The 23943-nt window shown below is 63.5% G+C and carries 25 protein-coding genes; 10 read left to right on the top strand and 15 right to left on the bottom strand.

Features of this window, described 5'->3' with window-relative positions; translation table 11 throughout:
* The first annotated feature begins 38 nt into the window (after positions 1 to 38).
* On the top strand, positions 39 to 1919 hold the full coding sequence (locus HU806_RS22690; protein WP_186614582.1) for a TonB-dependent receptor domain-containing protein: 1881 nt from the start codon (positions 39 to 41) through the stop codon (positions 1917 to 1919).
* Between the two features lie 35 nt (positions 1920 to 1954).
* Here HU806_RS22690 and HU806_RS22685 read toward each other — a convergent pair whose 3' ends face one another.
* The 12 genes from HU806_RS22685 to nrdR all read right to left on the bottom strand — a co-directional run bounded on the left by HU806_RS22685 (position 1955) and on the right by nrdR (position 10791).
* Positions 1955 to 2740 carry a cobalamin-binding protein gene (locus HU806_RS22685; protein ID WP_186614580.1) on the bottom strand — a complete coding sequence of 262 codons (786 nt, stop codon included), beginning with the start codon at positions 2738 to 2740 and terminating at the stop codon, positions 1955 to 1957.
* Positions 2740 to 3159 (bottom strand): MFS transporter, encoded by a 420-nt coding sequence (locus tag HU806_RS22680; RefSeq protein ID WP_186614578.1) that lies wholly within the window; start codon positions 3157 to 3159, stop codon positions 2740 to 2742. Before HU806_RS22680 ends, HU806_RS22685 begins: the two co-directional genes overlap by 1 nt.
* Positions 3156 to 3773, bottom strand: a complete 618-nt coding sequence (ribA, locus tag HU806_RS22675) for a GTP cyclohydrolase II (protein WP_186614576.1) — start codon at positions 3771 to 3773, stop codon at positions 3156 to 3158. Before ribA ends, HU806_RS22680 begins: the two co-directional genes overlap by 4 nt.
* Positions 3774 to 3882: 109 nt before the next feature.
* On the bottom strand, positions 3883 to 4641 hold the full coding sequence (locus tag HU806_RS22670) for a substrate-binding periplasmic protein (RefSeq protein WP_186614574.1): 759 nt from the start codon (positions 4639 to 4641) through the stop codon (positions 3883 to 3885).
* Between the two features lie 11 nt (positions 4642 to 4652).
* Positions 4653 to 5156, bottom strand: a complete 504-nt coding sequence (locus tag HU806_RS22665; RefSeq protein WP_186614572.1) for a phosphatidylglycerophosphatase A family protein — start codon at positions 5154 to 5156, stop codon at positions 4653 to 4655.
* Positions 5153 to 6118: a thiamine-phosphate kinase gene (gene thiL / locus HU806_RS22660; protein WP_186614570.1), complete on the bottom strand. Its 966-nt coding sequence runs from the start codon at positions 6116 to 6118 to the stop codon at positions 5153 to 5155. Before thiL ends, HU806_RS22665 begins: the two co-directional genes overlap by 4 nt.
* Positions 6119 to 6135: 17 nt before the next feature.
* The gene (nusB, locus tag HU806_RS22655) at positions 6136 to 6636 is read right to left on the bottom strand and encodes a transcription antitermination factor NusB (protein ID WP_186614568.1); all 501 of its coding nucleotides are present in this window, start codon (positions 6634 to 6636) and stop codon (positions 6136 to 6138) included.
* The gene (ribH, locus tag HU806_RS22650; protein ID WP_186614566.1) at positions 6633 to 7109 is read right to left on the bottom strand and encodes a 6,7-dimethyl-8-ribityllumazine synthase; all 477 of its coding nucleotides are present in this window, start codon (positions 7107 to 7109) and stop codon (positions 6633 to 6635) included. The genes nusB and ribH overlap by 4 nt, the downstream gene beginning before the upstream one ends.
* A 258-nt stretch (positions 7110 to 7367) precedes the next feature.
* Entirely contained in the window at positions 7368 to 8459 is a 1092-nt protein-coding gene (gene ribBA / locus HU806_RS22645) for a bifunctional 3,4-dihydroxy-2-butanone-4-phosphate synthase/GTP cyclohydrolase II (RefSeq protein WP_186614564.1), read from the bottom strand.
* Between the two features lie 16 nt (positions 8460 to 8475).
* Positions 8476 to 9150, bottom strand: coding sequence for a riboflavin synthase (locus HU806_RS22640; protein ID WP_186614562.1), 675 nt, complete (start codon positions 9148 to 9150; stop codon positions 8476 to 8478).
* Positions 9151 to 9196: 46 nt separating this feature from the next.
* Positions 9197 to 10330, bottom strand: a complete 1134-nt coding sequence (gene ribD, locus HU806_RS22635; RefSeq protein ID WP_186614560.1) for a bifunctional diaminohydroxyphosphoribosylaminopyrimidine deaminase/5-amino-6-(5-phosphoribosylamino)uracil reductase RibD — start codon at positions 10328 to 10330, stop codon at positions 9197 to 9199.
* Positions 10327 to 10791 (bottom strand): transcriptional regulator NrdR, encoded by a 465-nt coding sequence (nrdR, locus tag HU806_RS22630; protein WP_013694316.1) that lies wholly within the window; start codon positions 10789 to 10791, stop codon positions 10327 to 10329. The genes ribD and nrdR overlap by 4 nt, the downstream gene beginning before the upstream one ends.
* 127 nt (positions 10792 to 10918) lie before the next feature.
* On the opposite strand from nrdR, the gene HU806_RS22625 reads away from it, so the two are divergent.
* The 3 genes from HU806_RS22625 (at position 10919) to trxA (ending at position 12993) form a co-directional block, all read left to right on the top strand.
* Positions 10919 to 11383, top strand: a complete 465-nt coding sequence (locus HU806_RS22625) for a YbaY family lipoprotein (protein WP_186614558.1) — start codon at positions 10919 to 10921, stop codon at positions 11381 to 11383.
* Entirely contained in the window at positions 11380 to 12039 is a 660-nt protein-coding gene (locus HU806_RS22620) for a class I SAM-dependent methyltransferase (RefSeq protein ID WP_186614556.1), read from the top strand. Before HU806_RS22625 ends, HU806_RS22620 begins: the two co-directional genes overlap by 4 nt.
* An 81-nt stretch (positions 12040 to 12120) precedes the next feature.
* Positions 12121 to 12993, top strand: a complete 873-nt coding sequence (trxA, locus tag HU806_RS22615) for a thioredoxin (protein ID WP_186614554.1) — start codon at positions 12121 to 12123, stop codon at positions 12991 to 12993.
* A gap of 73 nt (positions 12994 to 13066) precedes the next feature.
* Here trxA and HU806_RS22610 read toward each other — a convergent pair whose 3' ends face one another.
* Positions 13067 to 13411, bottom strand: coding sequence for a hypothetical protein (locus tag HU806_RS22610; protein ID WP_186614552.1), 345 nt, complete (start codon positions 13409 to 13411; stop codon positions 13067 to 13069).
* A 119-nt stretch (positions 13412 to 13530) separates the two neighbouring features.
* Between HU806_RS22610 and HU806_RS22605 the strand changes: the two genes are divergently transcribed.
* The 5 genes from HU806_RS22605 (at position 13531) to HU806_RS22585 (ending at position 17496) form a co-directional block, all read left to right on the top strand.
* On the top strand, positions 13531 to 14121 hold the full coding sequence (locus tag HU806_RS22605) for a DUF2796 domain-containing protein (RefSeq protein WP_186614550.1): 591 nt from the start codon (positions 13531 to 13533) through the stop codon (positions 14119 to 14121).
* A 70-nt stretch (positions 14122 to 14191) separates the two neighbouring features.
* On the top strand, positions 14192 to 14902 hold the full coding sequence (locus tag HU806_RS22600; protein ID WP_186614548.1) for an ABC transporter ATP-binding protein: 711 nt from the start codon (positions 14192 to 14194) through the stop codon (positions 14900 to 14902).
* Position 14903: 1 nt separating this feature from the next.
* A complete protein-coding gene (locus HU806_RS22595) occupies positions 14904 to 16169 on the top strand; it encodes an ABC transporter permease (protein WP_186614546.1) in 1266 nt (421 codons plus the stop codon).
* 11 nt (positions 16170 to 16180) lie between these two features.
* The gene (locus HU806_RS22590; protein ID WP_186614544.1) at positions 16181 to 16699 is read left to right on the top strand and encodes a DUF3299 domain-containing protein; all 519 of its coding nucleotides are present in this window, start codon (positions 16181 to 16183) and stop codon (positions 16697 to 16699) included.
* Positions 16700 to 16797: 98 nt separating this feature from the next.
* Positions 16798 to 17496: an OmpW/AlkL family protein gene (locus tag HU806_RS22585; RefSeq protein ID WP_186614542.1), complete on the top strand. Its 699-nt coding sequence runs from the start codon at positions 16798 to 16800 to the stop codon at positions 17494 to 17496.
* Between the two features lie 95 nt (positions 17497 to 17591).
* Here the strand turns inward: HU806_RS22585 and pgnE are convergent, their stop codons facing one another.
* Entirely contained in the window at positions 17592 to 18521 is a 930-nt protein-coding gene (gene pgnE, locus HU806_RS22580) for a UDP-N-acetylglucosamine epimerase PgnE (RefSeq protein WP_186614540.1), read from the bottom strand.
* Positions 18514 to 19398, bottom strand: a complete 885-nt coding sequence (locus tag HU806_RS22575; RefSeq protein WP_186614538.1) for a sugar nucleotide-binding protein — start codon at positions 19396 to 19398, stop codon at positions 18514 to 18516. Before HU806_RS22575 ends, pgnE begins: the two co-directional genes overlap by 8 nt.
* A 204-nt stretch (positions 19399 to 19602) precedes the next feature.
* On the opposite strand from HU806_RS22575, the gene HU806_RS22570 reads away from it, so the two are divergent.
* The gene (locus tag HU806_RS22570) at positions 19603 to 23916 is read left to right on the top strand and encodes an Lhr family helicase (RefSeq protein WP_186614537.1); all 4314 of its coding nucleotides are present in this window, start codon (positions 19603 to 19605) and stop codon (positions 23914 to 23916) included.
* Positions 23917 to 23943: the final 27 nt, after the last annotated feature.

Genomic DNA, 23943 nt, shown 5'->3' with positions numbered 1-23943 from the left:
CCACAAGGTCGGTGCAGGCCCGATATTGCGGAACCCCCATGAAACTCCGTCTCGCCCTCACCCTTTCCCTGCTGCCCGCCCCCGATCTGCTGGCGGACACCTTCGAACGCGACCAAGCCCTGAAGCTGCCCGACATCGTGATCAGCGCCAACCGTCAGGTCGAAGCCCGCAACGACAGCAGCGCCGCCAATACCGTTTTCACCCGCGACGACATCGAACGCCTGCAACCCGCCAGCGTCACCGATCTGCTCAGCCGCGTGCCCGGCGTGCAGGTGGCGCCACTGGGTGGACGCGGCAGCCTGCCGGGGATCTACATTCGCGGCACCAAATCGGCCCAGAGCCTGGTGCTGGTGGATGGGCAGCGTATCGGCAACGCCACGTCCGGCGACAGTAACTTGCAGCGCCTGAACATCAACCAGATCGAACGGGTGGAAGTGTTGCGCGGTTCGCGCTCGGTGATCTACGGCGCCGATGCGGTGGGCGGTGTCATTCAGATTTTCACCCGGCGCAGCAACGAACCAGGCCTGCAACCGCGCCTGCACCTGGGTGTTGGCAGCCAGCAGACTTGGGAACGCAGCCTCGGCCTGTCCGGCGGTGACCAGCAGACCCGTTTCAACCTCGGTGCGAGCCTGGACGAAACCGAGGGGAGCAATCGCACTCACGAATCCTACGCCAGCGACCGGGACGCCGATGCCAACCGCAACCAGTCCTTCAGCCTGAGCCTGAGTCATGCGGCCAGCGAAGATTTGGAGTTCGGCCTGAACCTGCTGGATAACCGGGGCAAAAGCGAATACGACAACCCATTCGGCCGCTTCGACCCGAACACGTTCGAGTCCCTAGCCCAACAGCCCTACAGTGAATTTGCCGTGAGCAGTTTCAGCGGTTATGTCGATGGACGGATCAACGACGCGTGGAAATCCCGCCTCGAACTGGGCCACAGCGAAAACCGTGAAAAGACCTTCGACAAGCTCAACGATGTGCGCGAGACCTTCAACACCTACCGCGACTCGGTGACCTGGCAGAACGACGTGACACTGGACGAGCGCAACAGCCTGATCCTGGGCGGAGACTGGTACCAGGACCGGGTCAACAGCAGCACGCCGTTCGACGAAGACAGCCGCTGGAACCGCGCGGCATTCATTCAGCACCGCTTCCAGGCCGAGACGTTTTCCACCGAGCTGGGCCTGCGTCGCGACCAGAACCAGCAATTTGGCGGCCAGAACAGCTGGAGCGGCACCCTCACCGTGCCAATGACTCCAGACAATGATCTGCTGCTGACCTACAGCGAAAGCTTCCGCGCACCGACTTTCAACGACTTGTACTACCCGGACTTCAGCAACCCAGACCTTGCGCCCGAAACCGCCAAGAGTTACGAGCTGCAATGGCGCAGCCAACTGAGCGACAGCGCTCGCCTGGAAACATCGCTGTACCGCACCGACCTGGAAGACGCGATCATCTTTGGCAGCAACTCGCGTCCGCAGAACGTTGCCTCCGCACGAATCAACGGTTTCGAAGCGGCCTTGCGGCAGGAGTTGTTCGGCTGGCAGGGCAACCTGGGCGTGGCGATTATCGATCCGCGCGACCGTGACAGCGGCCACACCCTTGCCCGCCGCGCCCGCCGGACCTTGAGCCTGGATCTGGACCGGCAATTCGATCGCCTGGGCCTCGGCGCAAGCTGGCAAGCGGTGAGCGGCAGCTACGATGATGAAAACAACCGCAATGGCTTGGGCGGCTACGCCCTGCTCGGGTTGCGCGCAAGTTGGGCGTGGACCCGGGAGGTGAAGCTGGAAATGAAAGTGGATAACCTGCTGGGCAAGGATTACAGCCGGGCGCTGTATAGCCACGACGGGGCGCAATATGGTTATCGCGAAGAGCAACGGACCTGGTTGTTTGGGGTGACGTGGACACCGACCCTCTGATCGGAACCCGTGCACCGCGATGACGACGTCGCGGCCTACCGGTCCGGCGCGATCAGCTCACACAATCGGGCAACGGCTTCGATCATCTGCCCGCTGGGCCGCTCCAACCCCTTGTCAGTGACCAGCAACAGCCGCCCCTGCGCCACCGGCCAGGCTTTCCAGGCATCGAGCTGCGCCTGGTCCGTGGCCAGGATCATTTGCGGTTTACGCTGCAACACCGACTCCACGCTCACCTGAGGCGCCGGCAGGTCCTGGTCGGCAAAGACGTTGTATGCACCGCAGGTGGCCAGCGCATCGCTGATGATCTGCCCGCCACCCACGGTGTACAACGGCCGGTCCCAGACCTGATAAAACACCGGCAATGGCGTGTCCCGCCGATAGCGCAGACGCAACGCATCAAGACGCACGCGCAGCTGCGCGGCTCGCTGAGCGCCCCGTTCCGGGCGGCCGAGTTTTTGGGCGATTTCTTCGATTTGCGTAATGAGTTGGTCGAGGCTGCGGGGTTCGGCGACGTAGACAGGGATGTGCAAATCCTTGAGCTGCTCGCGCTGGGCAGGGCCGACACTGCCAGGCCAGAGCAGGAGCAAATCAGGCTTGAGGCTGAGCAAGCGCTCCATATCCAGTTGGCCGTAGCGCCCCACCGAAGGCAGGTCTTTGAGGGCTGGTGGGCGATCGCCACCGTCCAGCACGCCCACCAACAGGTCGGTAGAACCCAGTTCGACGACGATTTCAGACAGCGACGGCGCCAGGCTGACGACGCGGGAAGCCGCCGCCGTCGAGGCGCTGGCGGCCAGCAGCAGGACCGCCAGCCAAAGGCGCATCAGCCGAGCTGGCGCGGAATGCGATACAGGTAGAACAGCACTGCGGTGGATAGCGCCAACAGCATCAGCGGCACGGCTTCCAGACCGACGAATACTGCCAATGCGCCAATCCAGGCCGGCAGGCCGGCGGCCAGGAAGGCTGCGCGACGCCGGGCTGCGAGGGCGATCCAGGACTGAGGCTCTTCAGGTGTATCGAGGGATTTTTGCGTGGCGATCAGGGCGTTTTTATAGCCACCGAAGAACCGCAGGCTGACAAACATCGACGCCACGCCGGCGATGAACAATGGCATCGCCAGCACCGGTAGAATCGCTTCGCCCTGGCCAAACACCGCGTTGATCACGAACAGCGGCAGCAAGGCCAGCGCCAAGTATTGCCACCAACTGACGGACAGCCGCCGCCGGACCTGACCGCGCGTCACGCCCGGTCAACCTCGCCCTGGTGCTCGTTGCCCATCATGTGGTCGAGCTTGCTGGCCTTGGTCGCCAGGTACAGTTTGTTGTGCGGGTTATGCCCTGTGTGCAACGGCACACGCTCGGCCACCACGATGCCCATGTCGGTCAATGCCTTGACCTTGCGCGGATTATTGGTCATCAACCGCAACGACTTGATACCCAGGTGTTCGAGCATTGGCTGGCAAATGCTGTAGTCGCGCATGTCGGCGGCAAACCCCAGGCGCTCGTTGGCCTCCACGGTATCGGCGCCGCCATCTTGCAGTTCATAGGCGCGGATCTTGTTCAGCAAGCCAATGCCGCGCCCTTCCTGGCGCAGGTACAACAGCACGCCACGGCCTTCGCGGGCAATGGCCTGCAGCGCGGCTTCGAGTTGCGAGCCGCAGTCGCAGCGCTGGCTGAACAAGGCGTCGCCCGTCAGGCATTCGGAGTGCAGGCGACCGAGCACCGGAGCACCATCGGCGAAATCGCCCAAGCTCAGCACGACGTGCTCGCGACCGGTGGTTTCATCGAGGAAACCATGCATGGTGAATTGCGCAAAGGGCGTTGGCAGCTTGGAAGCGGCAACAAAAACGACAGGCACCGGTGTGCTCCTGATCTAGTACTGGAGTTTCGCAGAGGCGCGCATTGTAACAGCAGGCTCCCGCAGACGCTTAGGCTGAATTATCGGCCATAAACATCAAAAAGTTTGATCACGGCTTCGGTGGCTTGCCGCTCTCGTCGAAGGGATAAGGTTGCTTCCAACGTTCGAAAATCGGCTTGAGCTGGCCGGTTTTCACCAGCACTTTCATCCGCTGGTCGAACAGTTCGCTCAATGCCTTTCCGTTGGCGTTGTTGGCAAAACCCAGGTAGAGCGGCAAGTTGATCAGCGGTGAAAGCTTGAACTGCTGTGGATTGTCGGCTTTGGCAAGCACGTCCTGGATTTCCATCAACGCATCGATGTAAAAATCGGCGCGATCATGGGCCAGCATCGGCAGGATACCCACGGAGCGATGGATTTCATTGAAGCGCCGGATATTGGGCAGGTAGTTGTTGTATTCGTACCCGCGCATCCATACCAGCCGATAGTTACCAATCGTCGCCAGGGTGGGCGTCGGCTTGGAGGCCAACCCCAGGGCATAGATGTGATCGACATCGTAGTGCATCTCCGGGTAAAGCACCCCTTCGGACTCGTCGCGATAAGCACCGACCTGGACATCGACTTCGCCGCGCTGCACCAACCCGATCGAACGGGTGTAGGGCACGCTGCGGGTTTCCAACTTGATGCCTTCGGGCTCGAACACCTCACGCAGGATATCCCAGGCCATGCCTTGGCCGTCCGCTTGGGTGTAATCGGCCCATTCTTCGCTGGCCGCGCGAATCTTGCCCGGCAGCGGCGCCGCTTCGGCCACCCGGAAGCCGAGCAAGGCCCCGAAACACAGCAACAGCAGAAGTGCGCGGCTTACGCCCATGCCTGGATCCCTCAGGTGAAACACCACACCAACCCTTGCATTGCCAACCAGGCGAAGACGCCGGCCAGTACGTCGTCGAGCATGATGCCAACACCCCCGTGTACCTGCCGGTCGATCCAGCGGATCGGCCATGGCTTGAGGATATCGAAGAAGCGGAATACCAGGAAACCCGTCAACAACCAGTACCAGCCTTCCGGCACCAGCCACAGGGTAATCCACATGCCGACCATCTCGTCCCAGACGATGCCTTCATGGTCGTGCACTCGCAGGTCATCCGCCACTTTGCCGCACAGCCAGAAGCCGAACAGCATGGTGATGCCAAGCATCAGCCAGTAGCCCCAATCGGGCAACATCTGCCACAACGGTATGAAGGGTAGCGCAACCAGCGAGCCCCAGGTGCCCGGCGCTTTGGGCAAGGTACCCGAACCGAAGCCGAACGCCAGGAAATGCCAGGGATTACGCCAGACCGAAGGTGGAACAAATTCTGCCGGAACCTGATTGGGATGATCTGTCACGGTGTCTCCCGAAAATGTTGATAGCCCCGGATCTGTGGGGTGATGTCGCGTCCGAGGCTGTCGACCAACGTGACGCCCTGCCCCGCCGTGACACTGCCGACCACATGGATCGGCCAGCCTTCGACCAGAAGCGTCGACAATCGGACCGGCGGCAATGTGAACAGCAACACGTAATCGTCGCCACCGCTCAGGGCGGCGTGTTCTGCGCCCGATCGGCCAAGCAGCGTCACCAGCGGCATGGACAGCGGCAAGCGGTCCCGTTCAACCGTCAGCGCCACGCCGGACGCCAATGAGATATGCCCACAGTCGGCCAGCAGGCCATCGGAAATATCCATCGCTGCGCTGGCCTTGCCGCGCAGCGCCAGGCCCAAGTCGATCTGCGGTCGCGGTGACCAGTAATGCGCCAGCAGCGGCTCGGCGACGTCAGCCTCGGCGCAGCGCTCGCCGAGAACCAGCGGCAGCGCACCAGCGGCATTGCCCAGCTCCCCGCCGACGCAGAGCAGATCGCCGGGCTGCGCGCCGCTGCGGGTCAAGGCCTGACCGGACGGCACGCGGCCGAAAACGGTCAGGGTCAGGCTCAGCGGCCCCCGCGTGGTATCGCCGCCGACCAATGCCACGCCGCAGGCCTGGGCCATCTGGCTCAAACCGCGAGCATAGGCCTGCAGCCAATCGGCGGCCACCGTCGGCAAGGTCAGGGCAAGGGTAAAGGCAAGCGGGTCGGCGCCCATGGCGGCCAGGTCACTCACCGCCACGGCCAACGAGCGCTGGCCGAGCAGGAACGGGTCACAAGGGTCTGGAAAATGCACACCGGCCACGAGCGTGTCGGTGGAAACCGCCAGCTGTTCCCCGGGAGGAACGGCCAGCAGGGCGCAATCGTCGCCGATTCCGAGCGCTACTCCTTCGCCGCCTTGCGCACACGCAGCGGCAGCGAAGTACTTACGGATCAGCTCGAACTCACCCATGGGATTTCAAGCGCCAATCAGCGCTTGAACGCCTTCACTTCAGCTTCACGCAGGCGCGGGGCAAGCTTGTCGAGGACGCCGTTGACGAACTTGTGGCCATCGGTGGAACCGAAGACTTTTGCCAGTTCGATCCCTTCGTTGATCACCACGCGATACGGTACGTCGACGCGCTGCATCAGCTCCCAGGTGGACAGGCGCAACACGGCCAGTTCAACCGGGTCCAGCTCATCGATGGCCAGGTCCAGGCAAGGTGCCAGGGCGATATCGATTTCGCTCTTGTGCGCCGGGACGCCATGGAGGATTTCGCGGAAGTACGCACCATCGACATCACTGAAATCGTTATCGACGCGAAACTGCGCTTCGATCTCGTTCAGCGACTGCTTGGCCATGTGCCATTGGTACAGGGCCTGGGTCGCGAGCTGACGGGCTTCGCGGCGCTTGACGCTCTTCGAAGGTTTGCCGGCGTCGGCCGGCTTCGGATCGCGCGGATTGAAACGATCGCTTTCGTCGCTAATCACTTGGCCTCCAACTGCGTCAGCAGGCTGACCATTTCCAGGGCGGACAGGGCAGCTTCGGCACCTTTGTTCCCGGCCTTGGTGCCGGAACGTTCGATGGCTTGCTCGATGGAATCAACGGTCAGCACGCCGAAGGCGACCGGTACGCCAAATTCCATGGACACCTGGGCCAGGCCCTTGGTGCATTCGCCGGCCACGTATTCGAAATGCGGAGTACCGCCACGAATGACCGCGCCCAAGGCGATGATTGCCGCATATTCGCCCTTCTGAGCGACTTTCTGCGCAACCAGCGGGATTTCGAAGGCGCCAGGCGCACGGATGATGGTGATGTCGCCTTCGCTCACGCCGTGGCGAACCAGCGCATCGACCGCACCGTCGACCAGGCTCTCAACCACAAAGCTGTTGAAACGGCCTACTACCAAAGCGTAGCGGCCTTTGGGGGCGATGAAGGTACCTTCGATGGTCTTCAGGGTCATTCGTCAGATCTCTTAAAGAGCCGGAGCGCGTTCTATACGCACTCCTCAGTGATATTAGTCTCGAATACAGCGCCGCAAATCCCGCCATCTCGTTCATTTGCACATCTTCTGTGGCAAGGGAGCTTGCTCCCGCTTGGGTGCGCAGCACCCACAAGAAGGGCCGCTACGCCCGAAGCGTCGGACCGGCCCAGCGGGAGCAAGCTCCCTCGCCACAATGATCTAACAAGCCTGAACAATAATGCCGGAATTCGCAGGCCATTATTCGGAGGGCACGTATTCTACAACTTCCAGATCGAAACCGGATATCGCATTAAATTTCATCGGTGCGCTCATCAGGCGCATTTTGCGTACGCCCAAGTCCCGCAGGATCTGCGAACCGGCACCGACGATGCTGTAGGTGGTCGGTTTTTTCAGCGGTTGCTGCTCGGTGGTTTCGCGAATATGCGCCAGCAGCACGTCGCCGTCGAGCGGGTGCCCGAGCAACAGCACAACGCCGCTGCCGGCCTCGGCCACGGCGGCCATGGCGGCGCGCAGGCTCCAGCGGCCCGGCTGCTTGACCATCAGCAAATCGCGCAGCGGATCCATGTTGTGCACGCGAACCAGGGTCGGCTCTTCGGCGCACACGGTGCCCAGGGTCAGGGCCATGTGCACGTCGCCTTCTACCGAATCGCGGTAGGTCACCAGGTTGAACTGGCCCAGTTCGCTGTCCAGCGGCTGCTCGGCAATCCGCTGAACGGTACGCTCGTGGATCATGCGGTAGTGGATCAGGTCGGCGATGGTGCCGATTTTGATGTTGTGTTCAGCGGCGAAGGTTTCCAGCTCCGCACGGCGGGACATGGTGCCGTCGTCGTTCATCACTTCGCAGATCACACCGGCGGGCTCGAAACCGGCCATGCGCGCCAGGTCGCACGCCGCTTCGGTGTGGCCGGCGCGGGCCAGGGTGCCGCCGGCCTGGGCCATCAGCGGGAAGATGTGGCCGGGACTGACGATGTCTTCAGCCTTGGCGCAAGCAGCAGCGGCAGCTTGCACGGTCCGCGCCCGGTCAGCGGCGGAGATACCGGTAGTGACGCCCTCGGCGGCCTCGATCGACACGGTGAACTTGGTACCGAACCCGGAACCGTTGCGCGGCGCCATCAGCGGCAGCTTCAGCAGTTCGCAGCGTTCGCGGGTCATCGGCATGCAGATCAGCCCACGGGCGTGCTTGGCCATGAAGTTGATGTGTTCGGCCTTGCAGCATTCGGCGGCCATGATCAGGTCGCCTTCGTTCTCGCGGTCTTCGTCATCCATGAGGATGACCATCTTGCCTTGGCGGATGTCTTCAACCAGTTCTTCGATGCTATTGAGCGCCACGCGGCACCCCCTTGGGTCAGGATTTGAGGTAGCCGTTGGCGGCCAGAAAGCTTTCAGTGATGTTGCCGCCCTTTTGCGAGGCGCTGGATTCTGCGGCCTTGTCGCCCAACAACAGGCGCTCCAGGTAACGGGCCAGCAAGTCGACTTCCAGGTTCACCCGGCGCCCAGGCCGGTACGAAGCCATGATGGTTTCGCTCAGGGTATGCGGAATGATCGTCAGCAGGAATTCGGCGCCGTCCACCGCATTGACCGTCAGGCTGGTGCCGTCGACGGTGATCGAGCCTTTATGGGCGATGTACTTGGCAAGGTCTTTCGGGGCGCGGATACGAAACTCCACGGCACGGGCGTTATCGGTGCGCGAGACCACTTCACCGACGCCGTCGACATGGCCGCTGACCAGGTGCCCGCCCAGGCGGGTGGTCGGCGTAAGGGCTTTTTCCAGGTTGACCGGGCTGCCGCTCTTGAGGTCGTTCATGGCCGTGCAGTCGAGGGTTTCGCGGCTGACGTCCGCCAGGAAACCGTTGCCCGGCAATTCGACGGCGGTCAGGCACACGCCGTTTACCGCGATGCTGTCGCCCAGCTTGACGTCGCTCAGGTCGAGCTTGCCGGTTTCGACATGGACCCGCACATCGCCGCCCTTGGGGGTGAGTGCGCGGATGCTGCCGATGGATTCGATGATGCCGGTAAACATGGAGTCCTCCTCGAGAACGGGCCGTCGCTTGGGCGAAAGCCGGGAATTATACGCTGGCCAGCGGAACGGGGACGGCGATGACTCGCCAGTCATCGGCCACGGCGCGAATGTCGGTGATTTTCAGCTGCGGCGCGTCTTTCATCTGCGCCAGAGGCCAATCAAGCAATGGCCGCGCCGTAGAACCGAGGAACTTGCCGGCGACAAAAATGTGGAATTCGTCCACCAACCCTTGTCGGGCGAATGCCCCCGCCAGGCGCGGACCGGCCTCCACCAGCACGTCGTTGACGCCACGGTTCGCCAGCTCAACCAGCAGGCGCCGCAAATCGACCTGGCCGTCGTCACCCGCGACGATCATGCACTCGGGACCGTTGGCGTATTGTTCTTCCACCGCCATGCAGGTAGCGACGAGCGCCGGGCCGGCCTTGAAGAACGCGGCATCGAGCGGCACCCGCAGGCGACCGTCGACCAGCACCCGCAGCGGCGGACGGCTCATGACCAGCGCGGTTTGTTCGGCGTCCAACCCGAGTTCGTCGGCGCGCACGGTCAGCCGGGCGTTGTCCGCCAACACCGTATCGGCGCCGGTCAGCACCACGCTGGCCTGGGCTCTCAGGCGTTGCACCGCCGAACGTGCAGCCGGACCGGTGATCCACTGGCTTTCACCGTTTTCCATGGCGGTGCGGCCATCGAGGCTCATGGCGAGCTTGACCCGCACGAACGGCAGGCCCTGTTCCATGCGCTTGAGGAAACCTTCGTTGAGCTTGCGCGCCTCGCCCTCCAGCACACCGCTTTGGGTGGCGATACCGGCCTGGGCCAGCCGTTGCAAACCACGGCCGGCGACTTCCGGATTGGGGTCCTGCATCGCCGCGACTACCCGCTTCACGCCGGCGTTGACCAACGCATCGGCGCAGGGCGGCGTGCGCCCGTGGTGGCTGCACGGCTCAAGAGTCACGTAGGCGGTGGCGCCCCGGGCGTTAGCACCGGCGGCGCGCAGGGCATGGACTTCGGCATGGGGTTCGCCGGCACGGATGTGCCAGCCTTCGCCGATAATCTGCCCGTCCCGCACGATCACGCATCCGACCCGGGGATTGGGGTGGGTGGTGTAATGCCCACGCCGCGCCAGTTCCAAGGCACGGGCCATGTAGTGGGCGTCGAGGATGGCTTGCTGCGCGGGGCCGGTCATTCTTTCACCGGCTCGCGGGCCAGGCGGTCGATTTCTTCGCGGAATTCGTTGAGATCCTGGAAGCGCCGGTACACCGAGGCGAAGCGAATGTAGGCGACTTCATCGAGCTTCTGCAGCTCGGCCATCACCAGCTCGCCGACTACCAGGGACTTGACCTCGCGTTCGCCGGTCGCGCGCAGCTTGTGCTTGATGTGCACCAGCGCCGCTTCCAGGCGCTCGACGCTCACCGGGCGTTTTTCCAGGGCGCGCTGCATGCCGGCGCGCAGTTTTTCTTCGTCGAACGGCTGGCGGCTGCCGTCGGTCTTGATCAGGCGCGGCAACACCAGTTCAGCAGTCTCGAACGTCGTGAAACGCTCGCCGCAGGCCAGGCATTCGCGGCGGCGGCGGACTTGTTCGCCTTCGGCGACCAGTCGCGAGTCGATGACCTTGGTGTCGTTGGCACCGCAGAAGGGACAGTGCATGGTGGCAGGCAACAAAAAAAGGGAGGGCCATGGTAGCGCATCCCACTGGCAAGACAAGCCATAGGGTTTACGGTATACAGACGGGCTTACCGTCAGATCCATGGAATTCACCTTGCTGGAGCCACACATGCCGCTACGATCGCTCGTTTTGCTCAGTTTTTTCAGCCTGCTGATGGCGTGCAGCAGCGATGCCCCCAAGCCCACCGCGCCCGCTCCAGCCCCGGCGCCGAAACAGGCCCAGGAAAAAGCCCGGCAGGCCACCGAGCTGGGGCCGCTGCCGGCCCATCAGCGCGAGCTGAGTGGCACCTTGCAAGGCGTGCCGGCCGGGGCCGAAGTCGAATTGGCGCTGCTGGTGATCGACGACAAGGACCGTCCGCAACAGTTGCTCGCCAGCTCCAGCCTGATCGGCACCAACCAGGCGCTGCCCTTCCGCTTGCGTTTCAACCCCGAAGCCTTTCCAGTCGGTGCCCGCGTGGAATTGCGCGGCCGTGCCAGCCAGTCGGGCCAACTGATCCTGCATCTGCCTGAGCAACGTATTGCCCAACCGACCACCCAGGCCCTGGGCGTGCTGCAATTTGTCAAAGCACCATGAATGCACCGCAAGACCTGCAGTACGCCTTGGGCGAGTTGCTTGGCGACGCACGCTTGGTGCCCTGCCCGTTACCCGGCACTGACCTGATGTTATGGCTGATCGACGGCGACAACATGGCCCGTGCCTTCAGCTCGGAAGAAACCCGCCGCATCCTCCACGAACCGCCCTATTGGAGCTTCTGCTGGGCCAGCGGCCTGGCGATGGCCCGCTACTTGGCCGAACATCCGCAGTGGGTCGAGGGCAAGCGGGTGCTGGATTTCGGCGCCGGTTCCGGCGTGGCGGGGATCGCGGCGGCCAAGGCCGGGGCGCTGGAGGTGGTGGCCTGCGACCTGGATCCGTTGGCGCTTGCCGCGTCACGGGCGAATGCCTCGCTTAACGGCGCAGCGCTGAATTATTCAATGGATTTTTTTGCCGAAGCCGATCGCTTCGACCTGATCCTGGTCGCCGACGTGCTCTACGACCGGGCCAACCTGCCGCTGCTCGACCAATTCCTCAGCCGTGGCCGTGAGGCCCTGGTGGCCGACTCGCGGGTGCGGGATTTCCAGCATCCGTTGTACCGGCGCATCGAAATGCTCGAAGCCATGACCTTGCCGGACCTGGCCGAGCCCGAGGAGTTTCGGCATGTGAGCCTGTATCACGCGCAGCGCCAGCCCTGAAAGCATCGCGAACCGCCGGCCTTTGAGCCGCGCCTCGCCAGGCCGTATAGTTGCGCTATTCAAGCGTTCTACGAGATTCCCATGACCCAGAACACGCCCTACATTTTCGACGCCACTACCGCCGATTTCGACCAGTCGGTGATCGCCAACTCCTTCCACAAACCGGTGCTGGTGGATTTCTGGGCCGAGTGGTGCGCACCGTGCAAGGCATTGATGCCAATGCTGCAAGGCATCGCCGAGAGTTATCAGGGTGAATTGCTGCTGGCCAAGGTCAATTGCGACGCCGAGCAAGACATCGTCGCCCGCTTTGGCATTCGCAGCCTGCCGACGGTGGTGCTGTTCAAGGACGGCCAACCGGTCGACGGTTTTGCCGGGGCCCAGCCGGAATCGGCGGTGCGGGCACTGCTCGAACCGCATGTGCAGATGCCGCCTCCGGCCGCCGCCGACCCGTTCGAACAGGCTCAGGCGCTGTTCGACGAGGGCCGTTTCGCCGACGCCGAAGCCGTGCTGAAGGTGCTGCTGGGCGAAGACAATACCAACGCCAAGGCGCTGATCCTCTACGCGCGCTGCCTGACCGAGCGCGGCGAGTTGGGTGAGGCACAGACCGTCCTGGACGCTGTGAAAAGCGATGAGCACAAGGCGGCCCTGGCCGGCGCCAAGGCGCAGATACAATTCCTCGGCCTGGCCAAGGATCTACCGGACGCCGCCGACCTCAAGGCGCGCCTGGCAAAAGATCCGCAGGACGACGAAGCGACCTATCAACTGGCAATCCAACAACTGGCGCGCCAGCAGTACGAACCGGCGCTCGATGCATTGCTCAAGCTGTTCGTCCGCAATCGCAGCTACAGCGAAGGCCTGCCACACAAGACCTTGCTGCAAGTGTTCGAACTGCTGGGCAACGATCATCCACTGGTGACGACTTACCGTCGCAAGCTGTTCGCTGCGTTGTATTGAAGGCTTAGCTGCAAGCGCCAAGCATCGAGCGGCAAGATGATTTCAGCTTGAAGCTTGCAGCTCCTCGCTGCTTTTATCCCACCCAGCTATAGAGCGGCGTATCCCCGCCGCTCAACACTTTGACCTCGGCGCTATGGCGCAGGCGCACCAACAGGCGCTTGCCTGACGAGGCGCTGCCGGTCAGCCCTTCCAGTTGTTCCAGCAAGTCTGGACCGCTCAGTTGCCCCGCCTTGCGCAGCAATTCCCGGGCGATCTGCCACTGGGTGTCGTCCGGGTTCACTGGTTTGGCCGCAGCTACCGGCGCGCCCTCGGGTTTGACCGCTTGCAACTGGGCGCCAAGCTGCGCCCAGTCGCCCTCATCCATTTCGATCGACAAGTCCACCGGCCATTCGCCGACGGTTCCGCGTATCCGCAACATCACCGTGCTCCTGAAGATTTCATCTGCGCATGCTCCCATGGGCCTTGCGCGAGGCCAAGCAGACGGTCAAACTCTGCGCACTTTCGTTATAAGATCACATAACCTTTCGGAGACTCGTCATGCGTCGTCTGCTTCTCGCTTTGCCGTTCGCCCTGCTGCCGCTGGCTGTCGCTCATGCGGCTGTCGAGCATGATCACGACCATGACCATGAGCACGGCAGCCTAAGCGCCCATGAACACGGCGTCGCTCGGCTGAACGCCGCGCTGGATGGCCAGACCCTTGAATTGGAACTGGAAAGCCCGGCGATGAATCTGGTGGGCTTTGAACATGCCGCCACCAGCGATGCCGACAAAGCCAAGGCCGCCGCCGTGCGGGCGCAGTTGGAAAAACCCCTGGCGCTGTTCAACCTGCCGGCCGCCGCCAAGTGCACCGTGGCCCAGCAAGAGCTGGAAAGCCCGTTGTTCGGCGACGAGCCAGACCACGAAGACCATGACGAAGACGCTGATGGCGACGAGCACCACGGCGAGCACAGCGAAATCCATGCCCACTACCAGTTCACCTGCGCAGCGCCTGGCGCGTTGAAGAACCTGGACCTGGCGAGCCTGTTCAAAACCTTCCCCGCGACCCAGAAAATCCAGGTACAGCTGATCAGCCCGAGCGGCCAGCAAGGCGTTGAGGTCACGGCCAAGGCGCCAGCCCTGAAATTCTGATTCACTGCAAGAACCCTGTGGGGAGCGTGTTCGCTTCCACAGGGCTCCATTATTTGTTGAAGCGGCAAACATGACCCAAGCACTCATCGAACTGTCCGACCTGGGCTTCAGTTGGCCTGGGCATCCGCTGTTGCTGGATATTCCGGCGTTTCGCCTGGAAGCCGGCGAAACCTTGTTCCTGAAAGGTCCCAGCGGCAGCGGGAAAACGACGCTGCTGGGCCTGCTGGGCGGTGTGCAGACGCCGGATCGCGGCAGTATCCGCCTGCTCGGCCAGGAACTCACCGAACTGGGCGCCGGCAGTCGCGACCGCTTTCGCGTGGATCACACCGGCTACATTTTCCAGCAGTTCAATCTGCTGCCGTTTCTCTCGGTGCGCGAGAACGTCGAGTTGCCTTGCCACTTTTCCAAGCTGCGCGCGCAACGCGCCATCCAGCGCCACGGCAGTGTCGATCAAGCCGCCGCCACGCTGCTGGCCCACCTTGGGCTGTCCGACTCGAGCCTGCTGGAGCGCCGCGCCGATTCCCTGTCCATCGGCCAGCAACAACGGGTCGCCGCCGCCCGGGCCTTGATCGGCCAACCGGAACTGGTGATCGCCGACGAACCGACATCAGCGCTGGACTACGACGCTCGGGAAAACTTCCTGCGGTTGCTCTTCGCCGAATGCCGTGAGGCCGGGTCGAGCCTGTTGTTCGTCAGCCATGACCAGAGCCTGGCGCCGCTGTTCGACCGCAATCTGTCGCTGGCCGATCTCAATCGCGCCGCCACGCCACTCGAGGTCTGAGATGTATTTGTTCCGTCTAGCCATGGCCAGCCTGGCTAACCGCCGCTTCACCGCGATCCTCACCGCGTTCGCCATCGCCCTGTCGGTGTGCCTGTTGCTGGCGGTGGAGAGGGTGCGCACCGAAGCGCGGGCCAGTTTTGCCAGTACCATCAGCGGCACCGACCTGATCGTCGGCGCTCGCTCCGGCTCGGTGAACCTGCTGTTGTACTCGGTGTTTCGCATCGGCAACGCCACCAACAACATCCGCTGGGACAGCTTCGAGCAGTTCGCCAATAACCCGAAGGTGAAGTGGGCAATCCCCATGTCCCTCGGCGACTCCCATCGCGGCTATCGAGTGATGGGCACCACCGAAGCCTACTTCGAGCATTACCAGTACGGCCGCCAGCAACACTTGGCGCTGGCCGAGGGCCGTGCGTTCGCCACCGATCCGTTCGAAGTGGTGCTCGGCGCCGAAGTGGCCGAAGCGTTGCACTACAAGCTCGGCGACAAACTGGTGTTGGCCCACGGCGTGGCGGCGATCAGCCTGGTCAAGCATGACGACAAGCCGTTCACCGTGGTCGGGATTCTCAAGCGCACCGGCACGCCGGTGGACCGCACGCTGCACATCAGCCTCGGCGGCATGGAAGCGATCCACATCGACTGGAAAAACGGCGCGCCGGCCCAGGGCAACGGACGCATCAGCGCCGACCAGGCTCGCAACATGGACCTCACGCCCCAGGCGATTACCGCATTCATGCTTGGCCTCAACAACAAGATTTCAACCTTTGCCTTGCAGCGCGAGATCAACGAATTCCGTGGCGAACCGCTGCTTGCCATCCTGCCCGGCGTGGCACTCCAGGAACTCTGGAGCCTGATGGGCACTGCCGAAAAAGCCTTGTTCGTGATTTCGTTGTTCGTCGTGCTGACCGGGTTGATCGGCATGCTCACGGCGATCCTCACCAGCCTCAACGAGCGCCGTCGGGAGATGGCGATCCTGCGCTCGGTGGGCGCGCGGCCGTGGCACATCGCAAGCCTGCTGGTGCTCGAAGCCTTCGCCCTGGCGTTGGCCGGGGTGGTCGCCGGGCTGGCGCTGCTTTACGTTGGCATTGCCGCCGCCCAGGGTTACGTGCAGTCGGCCTATGGCTTGTACCTGCCATTGAGTTGGCCGAGCGAGTATGAATGGACGCTGCTGGCTGGCATTCTGGTCGCCGCCCTGCTGATGGGCAGCGTGCCGGCCTGGCGCGCCTATCGCCAATCGCTGGCCGATGGCCTGTCGATCCGTTTATGAGGACGTTGAAAATGCCCCGCGCCCTGCTTGCGCTGTTGATGCTGGTCGCCCTGCCGCTGTGGGCAGCCGAACCGAGGGATTTGGCCTGGTCGGAAATGATCCCACCGGACGCGCCGCCGGAAGTGCCAAACATGACACCCCTGCACGACCTGTCGAAGATGAGCGATGCCCTGGCGGCCGAATCCGCGCCTGCGGCCAAGCAGGACCTGCCCAACGCGCCGGTGGTCAAGGCGCTGGACGGCCAGCAGATTCGCTTGCCGGGCTACATCGTACCGCTGGAAGTCAGCGAGGAAGGCCGCACCACCGACTTTCTGCTAGTGCCGTATTTCGGCGCCTGCATCCACGTGCCGCCACCGCCGTCGAACCAGATCGTGCATGTGAAAAGCGAGGTCGGGGTCAAGCTCGACGAGTTGTACCAGCCGTACTGGGTCGAAGGGCCGATGCAGGTCAAGCCGTCCAGCAGTGAACTGGCCGATGCCGGGTATCAGATGGAGGCCGAGAAAATTTATGTGTATGAACTGCCGGAGTGAATCCGTGCTCATAACACTTTCATTGAGCTGAATCAAAAGACCGGACCAGACGGCTTCGTACCATGGGACATCAATTTTCGATGCCCTCTGGAGCCCCCATGAACCAGTCCTTGCTCAGCGCTTCCCTCGTTGCCCTCGCGCTCGCTGCCCCGCTCGCCCAGGCCCATACCGCCGGTGATATCATCGTTCGCGCGGGCGCCATCACCGTCAATCCGGATGCCGACAGCTCCAGCGTCAAGGTTGACCGTGGCCCGCTGGCCGGCGCTGATCTGGGCGGCAAGGCAACCATGAGCAGCGACACTCAGTTGGGCCTGAACTTCGCCTACATGCTCACCAACAACTGGGGTATCGAGTTGCTGGCGGCCTCGCCATTCGAGCACGACGTCAAAATCAAAGGCACCGCCCTGGGCGCGGCCAATAACAAGCTCGGCACCCTCAAGCACCTGCCGCCAACCCTGAGCGTGGTTTACTACCCGCTCGACGCCAAGTCGGCCTTCCAGCCTTACGTCGGCGCGGGCATCAACTACACCTGGATCTACGATGAACACGTCGGCAGCGAAGCCAGCGCCAACGGCTTCAGCAATTTCCGGGCGAAAAACAGCTGGGGCATGGCGTGGCAAGTCGGTGCCGACTACATGCTGACCGATAACATCATGATCAACGGCCAGGTCCGCTACATCGACATCGACACCACCGCCTATGTCGACAACAACGCCGTGGCCGGCGGCACCCGGGCCAAGGTGGACGTCGACGTGGACCCGTTCGTCTACATGGTGGGCTTGGGCTACAAGTTCTAAGCTCCCTCGCCACAGGTTTCCACTTGCCACAACAGCGATGCATGACGCACAAGAAAGGCGCCTCGAAAGGCGCCTTTCTTTTGGCCGATGGAAACTCAGCGCCCCAGCAACCGCGCCAGCCCCACGTTCATTGGCGTCTGCGCTGGCAGTTGGAAACGCTCCAGCAACCGACGGTTATCGGCCCGCGAATGACGAATGTCGCCGGAGCGCGCCGGGCCATAGCTGATCGACGGCAAGTCACCCACGACCTCGGCCAGGGCCTGGAGCATCTGCTTGAGATTGGTGGCCTGGTTCCAGCCGACATTCACCGCGCCTGCGTCCACTTCAGTTTTTTCAAGGGCCTGCACCAGCACGTCCACCAGGTCTTCGACATAGACAAAATCGCGGGTCTGCTCGCCATCGCCGAATACGCTGATCGGCAAGCCTTTCTGTGCCCGTTCGCTGAAGATGCTGATCACCCCGGAATAGGGCGAGGACGGATCCTGGCGCGGGCCGTAGATGTTGAAGAAGCGGAACACCACCGGCTCGAGATCATGCTGGCGACGGTAGAAGTCGAGGTAGAACTCGCTGGCCAGTTTGTCCGAGGCATAGGGCGTCAGCGGAGCCTTGGGCGTGTCCTCGTCGATGGACTGACCTTCGCCGTTGTTGCCATAGACCGCCGCACTGGAGGCAAACAACACACGCTTCACGCCGGCCTGGCGCATGGCTTCGCAAACATTCAGGGTGCCGATGAAATTGCTCTGGTGCGTGCGCACCGGGTCATCCACCGAAGCTTGCACCGAAGCCACGGCCGCCAAGTGCGCCACGGCACTGCAACCGAGCATGGCCTGGGCGACCAGCGCGGCGTCGGCGACATCGCCCTCGATCAGTTCGAGCGCGGGGTTGTCCAGCGGAAGATTGCTGCGCTTGCCGGTGGACAAGTCGTCAAGGATGCGCACCGAATGCCCCTTGGCGAGTAAGGCGTCGGTCAGGTGCGAACCAATGAAACCCGCGCCGCCGGTGATTAAAACAGGGCCTTCAGCCATGGCGATAAAACCTATCCAGTAAGCTCGGGAGTGCCGCGCGCCAGGCGCGGGGCTTGATCCCGAAGGTGTGCAGAATTTTCTTGCAGGCCAGGACCGCGTGCTGCGGTTCTTCCGCCGCGTCCGGCCTTGCGGCATGGGCCTGAGGCGTGGGCGACTCGATGGCCAGGGGGTGCAGGGCGCGGGCTTCGGTGAGGATCGCCTGACCCAGCGCCAGCGGCGTGGTCGCCTCGTGCCCCGCGTAGTGATAGGTGCCCCACAGCGGTGCGGCGCAGTCGAGTTGCTTGAGCACGGAGATGATTACCCGCGCGGCATCGTCCACTGGCGTCGGATTGCCCCGCCGGTCGTCGGCCAGTAGCAATTCTTCGGGCTGCTCGGCCCGGGCCAGGAAACGCCCGAGGATGCCGTCGGGGCTGTCATCCAACAGCCAACCGAAACGCAGCAACACGTGCTGCGGGCAAGTGGCGCGCACACTTTGCTCGATGCGCCACAATGCCTGTCCACGCAAACCCAGGGGCACGGGCTCGTCTTTTTCGCTGTAGGCGGTGGCGCGGGAGCCATCGAACACGCGGTAGCTCGACGGTTGCAGCAAAACGATATTGTGATGCTGGCAAAGCTCGGCCAGGCGCTCGACCGCCCGCTCCTGGCTGGCCAGGCGCTGTTCACTGACAGCCTCGGCCTGGAACCAGTCGAAGTAGTACGCCAGGTTGATCAAGGCGTCCGGCCGGGTGTCGTCGAGCAATTGAGTCAGGCTCGCGGCATCCCAGCCGTCTTCGGGCGGGCGGGGGGCAAGAAAACCGATGTCTTCTTCTGCACCGAGGCGAATCAGCGCCTGCCCAAGGGCATTTCCGCCGCCCAGTAACATAAGGCGCATTCGCATAAAGTCAGCAGGCCCAGTCTGTTGGCACAAGAATTTGGTCGACAACGCCCGTGGGCGTCGCCGGAATCGTTGCATTTTGCGGGTTTAGTGCGCAACCGTCATCCGTAAAGTGTAGATCGCCGGGTTGGTGCAGGCCTTGGGCCGTCGATGAGAGGCTCAAGCGGTACTTGCACCTCCCCCACCCCACCCGCCTAAACTGCCCCCATGAATCTGCCCCTTGCAGCCGACCACGCCATGGCAGGCTTTCACCCTGCCGTTCGCGCCTGGTTCAATCAGACATTCCCGGCGGTCACGGCCGCCCAGGCCCAGGCATGGCCGTTGATCGGCCAGCGCCGTTCGGTGTTGGTCGCGGCGCCCACGGGCTCGGGCAAGACCCTGACGGCGTTCCTGGCGGTGCTCGATGACTTGGTGCATCGCGGCCTGGAACAGGGTGGCCTGCCGGGCCAGACCCTGGTGGTTTATGTCTCGCCGCTCAAGGCCTTGAGCAACGACATCCAGATCAATCTGCAAAATCCCCTCGCTGGTATCACCGGGCAATTGCAGCAAATGGGCCTGCCGCCCTTGCCCATCACCACCGCCGTGCGCACCGGCGACACTCCGCAAAAAGAGCGCACGGCGATGCGCAAGACCGCGCCGCATATCCTCGTGACCACGCCTGAATCGCTCTACGTGCTGCTCGGCTCCGACTCCGGCCGGCAGATGCTCGCCAGCACCCGCACGGTGATCGTCGACGAAATCCACGCCATCGCCGCCAGCAAGCGCGGCAGTCATCTGGCGTTGAGCCTGGAACGGCTGCAAGCGTTGTGCGCCGAACCGCTGGTGCGCATCGGCCTGTCCGCCACGCAAAAACCCATCGAGGCGGTGTCGCGCTTCCTCGTGGGTCACGGGCGGAGCTGCGAAATCGTCGACATCGGCCACGCCCGTCCGCGAGACCTGGACATCGAGGTGCCGCCGGTGCCGCTCTCGGCGGTGATGGCTAACGATGTGTGGGAACTGGTCTACAACCGCCTCGCCGAATTGGCGCGCGAGCACCGAACGACGCTGGTGTTCGTCAACACCCGGCGCCTGGCCGAACGCCTGAGCCGTCATTTGAGCGAGCGCCTGGGCAAAGACGCCGTGGCCGCCCACCACGGCAGCCTAGCCAAGGAGTTTCGCCTGGACGCCGAACAACGCCTCAAGCGCGGCGAACTGCAAATCTTGATCGCCACCGCGTCCCTGGAGCTGGGTATCGATATCGGCGATGTCGACCTCGTTTGCCAGATCGCCTCGCCCCGTTCGATCTCGGCGTTCCTGCAACGAGTCGGCCGCTCCGGTCACCAGGTGGGCGGCACGCCCAAGGGTCGCCTGTTTGCCACCACCCGCGACGACTTGATCGAATGCGCCGCGTTGCTCGATTGCGTGCGCCGTGGCGAACTCGACATCCTGCACATCCCCAAGGCGCCGCTGGACGTGCTGGCCCAGCAGATCGTCGCCGAGGTCAGTTGCCAGGAATGGCACGAACCGGCGCTGCTGGAGATGTTTCGCCGCGCCTCACCCTATGCCGAACTCGACGAGGAGCATTACCAGGCGCTGCTGCGAATGCTCGCTGAAGGTCTTAATGGCAGGCAGGGCGTGCGCAGCGCCTACCTGCACCGGGACGCCGTGACACGGACCTTGCGCGGTCGTCGGGGCAGCAAGCTGACGGCCGTGACCAGTGGCGGGACGATTCCGGACAACGCCGACTACAGCGTGCTGCTCGAACCCCAGGGCTTGAACATCGGCAGCGTCAACGAAGACTTCGCGGTCGAGAGCATCGCTGGCGACGTGTTCCAACTGGGCAATACCTCGTATCGCATCATTCGCGTCGAAACCGGCCGCGTGCGGGTCGAGGACGCCCAGGGCCAGCCGCCGACCATTCCGTTCTGGCTCGGTGAGGCGCCGGGGCGCAGCGCCGAGTTGTCCCTGGCCGTCGCCCGCCTGCAAGCCCAGCTGGACCCGTTGCTCGGTGCCACGCCGGGCAGCCTGCAACCGGCGTTGGACTGGCTGACCGGCACCTTGCAACTGAACCTCGCCAGCGCCGAACAATTAATTGATTACCTGGCCCCGGCGCGCCTGGCCTTCGGCGCCTTGCCGTCCCAGGAAACGCTGCTGATGGAGCGCTTCTTCGATGAGTCCGGCGGCACCCAACTGATCATCCACACGCCGTTCGGCAGCCGGATCAACCGCGCCTGGGGCCTGGCGCTGCGCAAGCGCTTCTGCCGCACCTTCAACTTCGAACTGCAGGCTGCCGCCAGCGAGGACGCCATCGTGCTTTCGCTGTCCACCAGCCACAGCTTCGAGCTGGACGAGGTCTGGCGCTACCTCAACAGTCACAGCGCCGAGCAGATTCTCGTCCAAGCGGTGCTGGATGCGCCGCTGTTCGGCGTTCGTTGGCGCTGGAACGCCGGCGTGGCCCTGGCCTTGCCACGCTATACCGGCGGGCGCAAAGTCGCCCCGCAGATCCAGCGCATGAAAAGCGAAGATCTGATCGCCAGCGTGTTCCCGGACCAGATCGCCTGCCTGGAAAACCTCGCCGGCGAACGCGAGATTCCCGACCATCCGCTGGTCGAACAAACCCTGGACGATTGCCTGCACGAAGCCATGGACAGCGAAGGCTGGCTGGCCCTGTTGCGGCGAATGGAGGCAGGCGAGATTCGCTTGATCAGCCGCGACCTGCCGGCACCCTCGCCCCTGGCGGCGGAAATTCTCAGCGCCCGTCCTTACACCTTTCTCGACGACGCGCCGCTGGAAGAGCGCCGCACCCAAGCGGTGATCAACCGCCGCTGGAGCGATCCGCAGTCCACCGATGACCTGGGCGCGCTGGACGCCGATGCCATCCAGGCCGTGCGGGACGAAGCCTGGCCGACGCCGACCAACCTCGATGAGATCCATGAAGCACTCATGAGCCTGGCATGCATCGCCGACAGCGAAGCCTGCGCCGAGCCGGCGTGGCTGGAGGGGTTGCGGACCCTGGCCGAGCAGGGTCGCGCCAGTCATGTCGAGATCAGCGACGAACGCGGCCTGTGGGTGCCGCTGGAACGGCTGACTTGCCTGCAAGCGATTTATCCACAGGCCCAATGGCAGCCAGCGCTGACACCGCTGCCAGGGTTCGATGAACAGTGGGACGCCGACGACGCGGTAGTGGAAGTACTCCGGGCGCGGCTCAGTGCCTTTGGCCCGCAGCCTTTGACGGCGATTGCCTACCCGCTGGGGCTGTCACCGGCACAAGCGACCCAGGCCCTGGCCCAGCTGGAACAACAAGGCTACGTGTTGCGCGGGCGGTTCACGCCGGGCACTGGCCAGGAAGAATGGTGCGAGCGGCATCTGTTGGCGCGTATCCACCGTTACACCGTCAAGCGTCTGCGGCGGGAAATCGAGCCGGTGATGTTGCAGGACTTCATGCGCTTCCTGTTCGACTGGCAGCACTTGGCGCCGTCGACCCAAGGCCGGGGCAGCGCCGTGCTGCCGTCGATCGTCAGCCAGTTCGAGGGTTACCCGGCCGCTGCCTCGGCCTGGGACAGCGATCTGCTGCCGGCACGGATCAAGGATTACTCGCCGAGCTGGCTCGACGAGCTCTGTCGCAGCGGCAAATTCGTCTGGACACGCCTCAGTGCCCGCCAGAAGCTGGCCGCCAGCGCCTTGCGCAGCACGCCGATTGTCTTGCTGCCGCGCGCCAGGGTCGCGCTGTGGAGCAACCTGACCGAGCAGACGCCGGTCAGCGAACTGTCGCCCAAGACGCAAAAAGTCCATCACGCCCTCAGCGAACAGGGCGCGCTGTTTTTCGATGAGCTGCTGCACGAAGCTCACCTGCTGCGTAGCGAACTGGAAATCGCCCTGCAGGAACTGGTGGGCGCCGGACGGGTGAATGCCGACAGCTTCGCCGGGCTGCGGGCGTTGATCACGCCTGCCAGCAAGCGCCAGGCCCGCAGCAGCCGGCGCGGGCGCGGGGCGTTTGTCGGCGGCATGGAAGACGCCGGGCGCTGGGCCTTGTTGCGCCGCAGCTCACCCGCCCCAGCGCCGGATAACCAGCCCGCGCCGACGCCGCCCGAGACTCTGGAACACATCGCCATGACCCTGTTGCGCCGCTACGGTGTGGTGTTCTGGCGGCTGCTGGAGCGCGAAGCCGATTGGTTGCCGAGCTGGCGCGAACTGCTGCGCACTTTTCATCGTTTGGAAGCACGGGGCGAGATTCGTGGCGGGCGTTTCGTCAGCGGGCTGGCCGGCGAACAGTTCGCCTTGCCCGAAGCCATCCCGTTGCTGCGCGAAGTACGCCGCCGCCCCACCGATGGCAGCCTGGTCGCGGTATGCGGCGTTGATCCGCTGAACCTCGCCGGCACTTTGCTGCCGGGGGCGAAAGTACCGGCGCTGGTGAGTAATCGACTGGTATACCGCGATGGGTTGCCAGTGGCGGCGCAGATTGCCGGCAAGGCGCAGTTTTGGGCGGAGCTGGATGCCCAAGTGATGTCTGAGATTCGCACCAAGCTGATTCAACACCATTAACCAGAAACGCAATAACCCGTGGCGAGG

The organism is Pseudomonas sp. SWRI154 (genome assembly GCF_014268645.1).
Taxonomy (GTDB): Bacteria; Pseudomonadota; Gammaproteobacteria; order Pseudomonadales; family Pseudomonadaceae; genus Aquipseudomonas; species Aquipseudomonas marvdashtae.
This window is presented reverse-complemented; position numbering and strand designations above follow the sequence as displayed.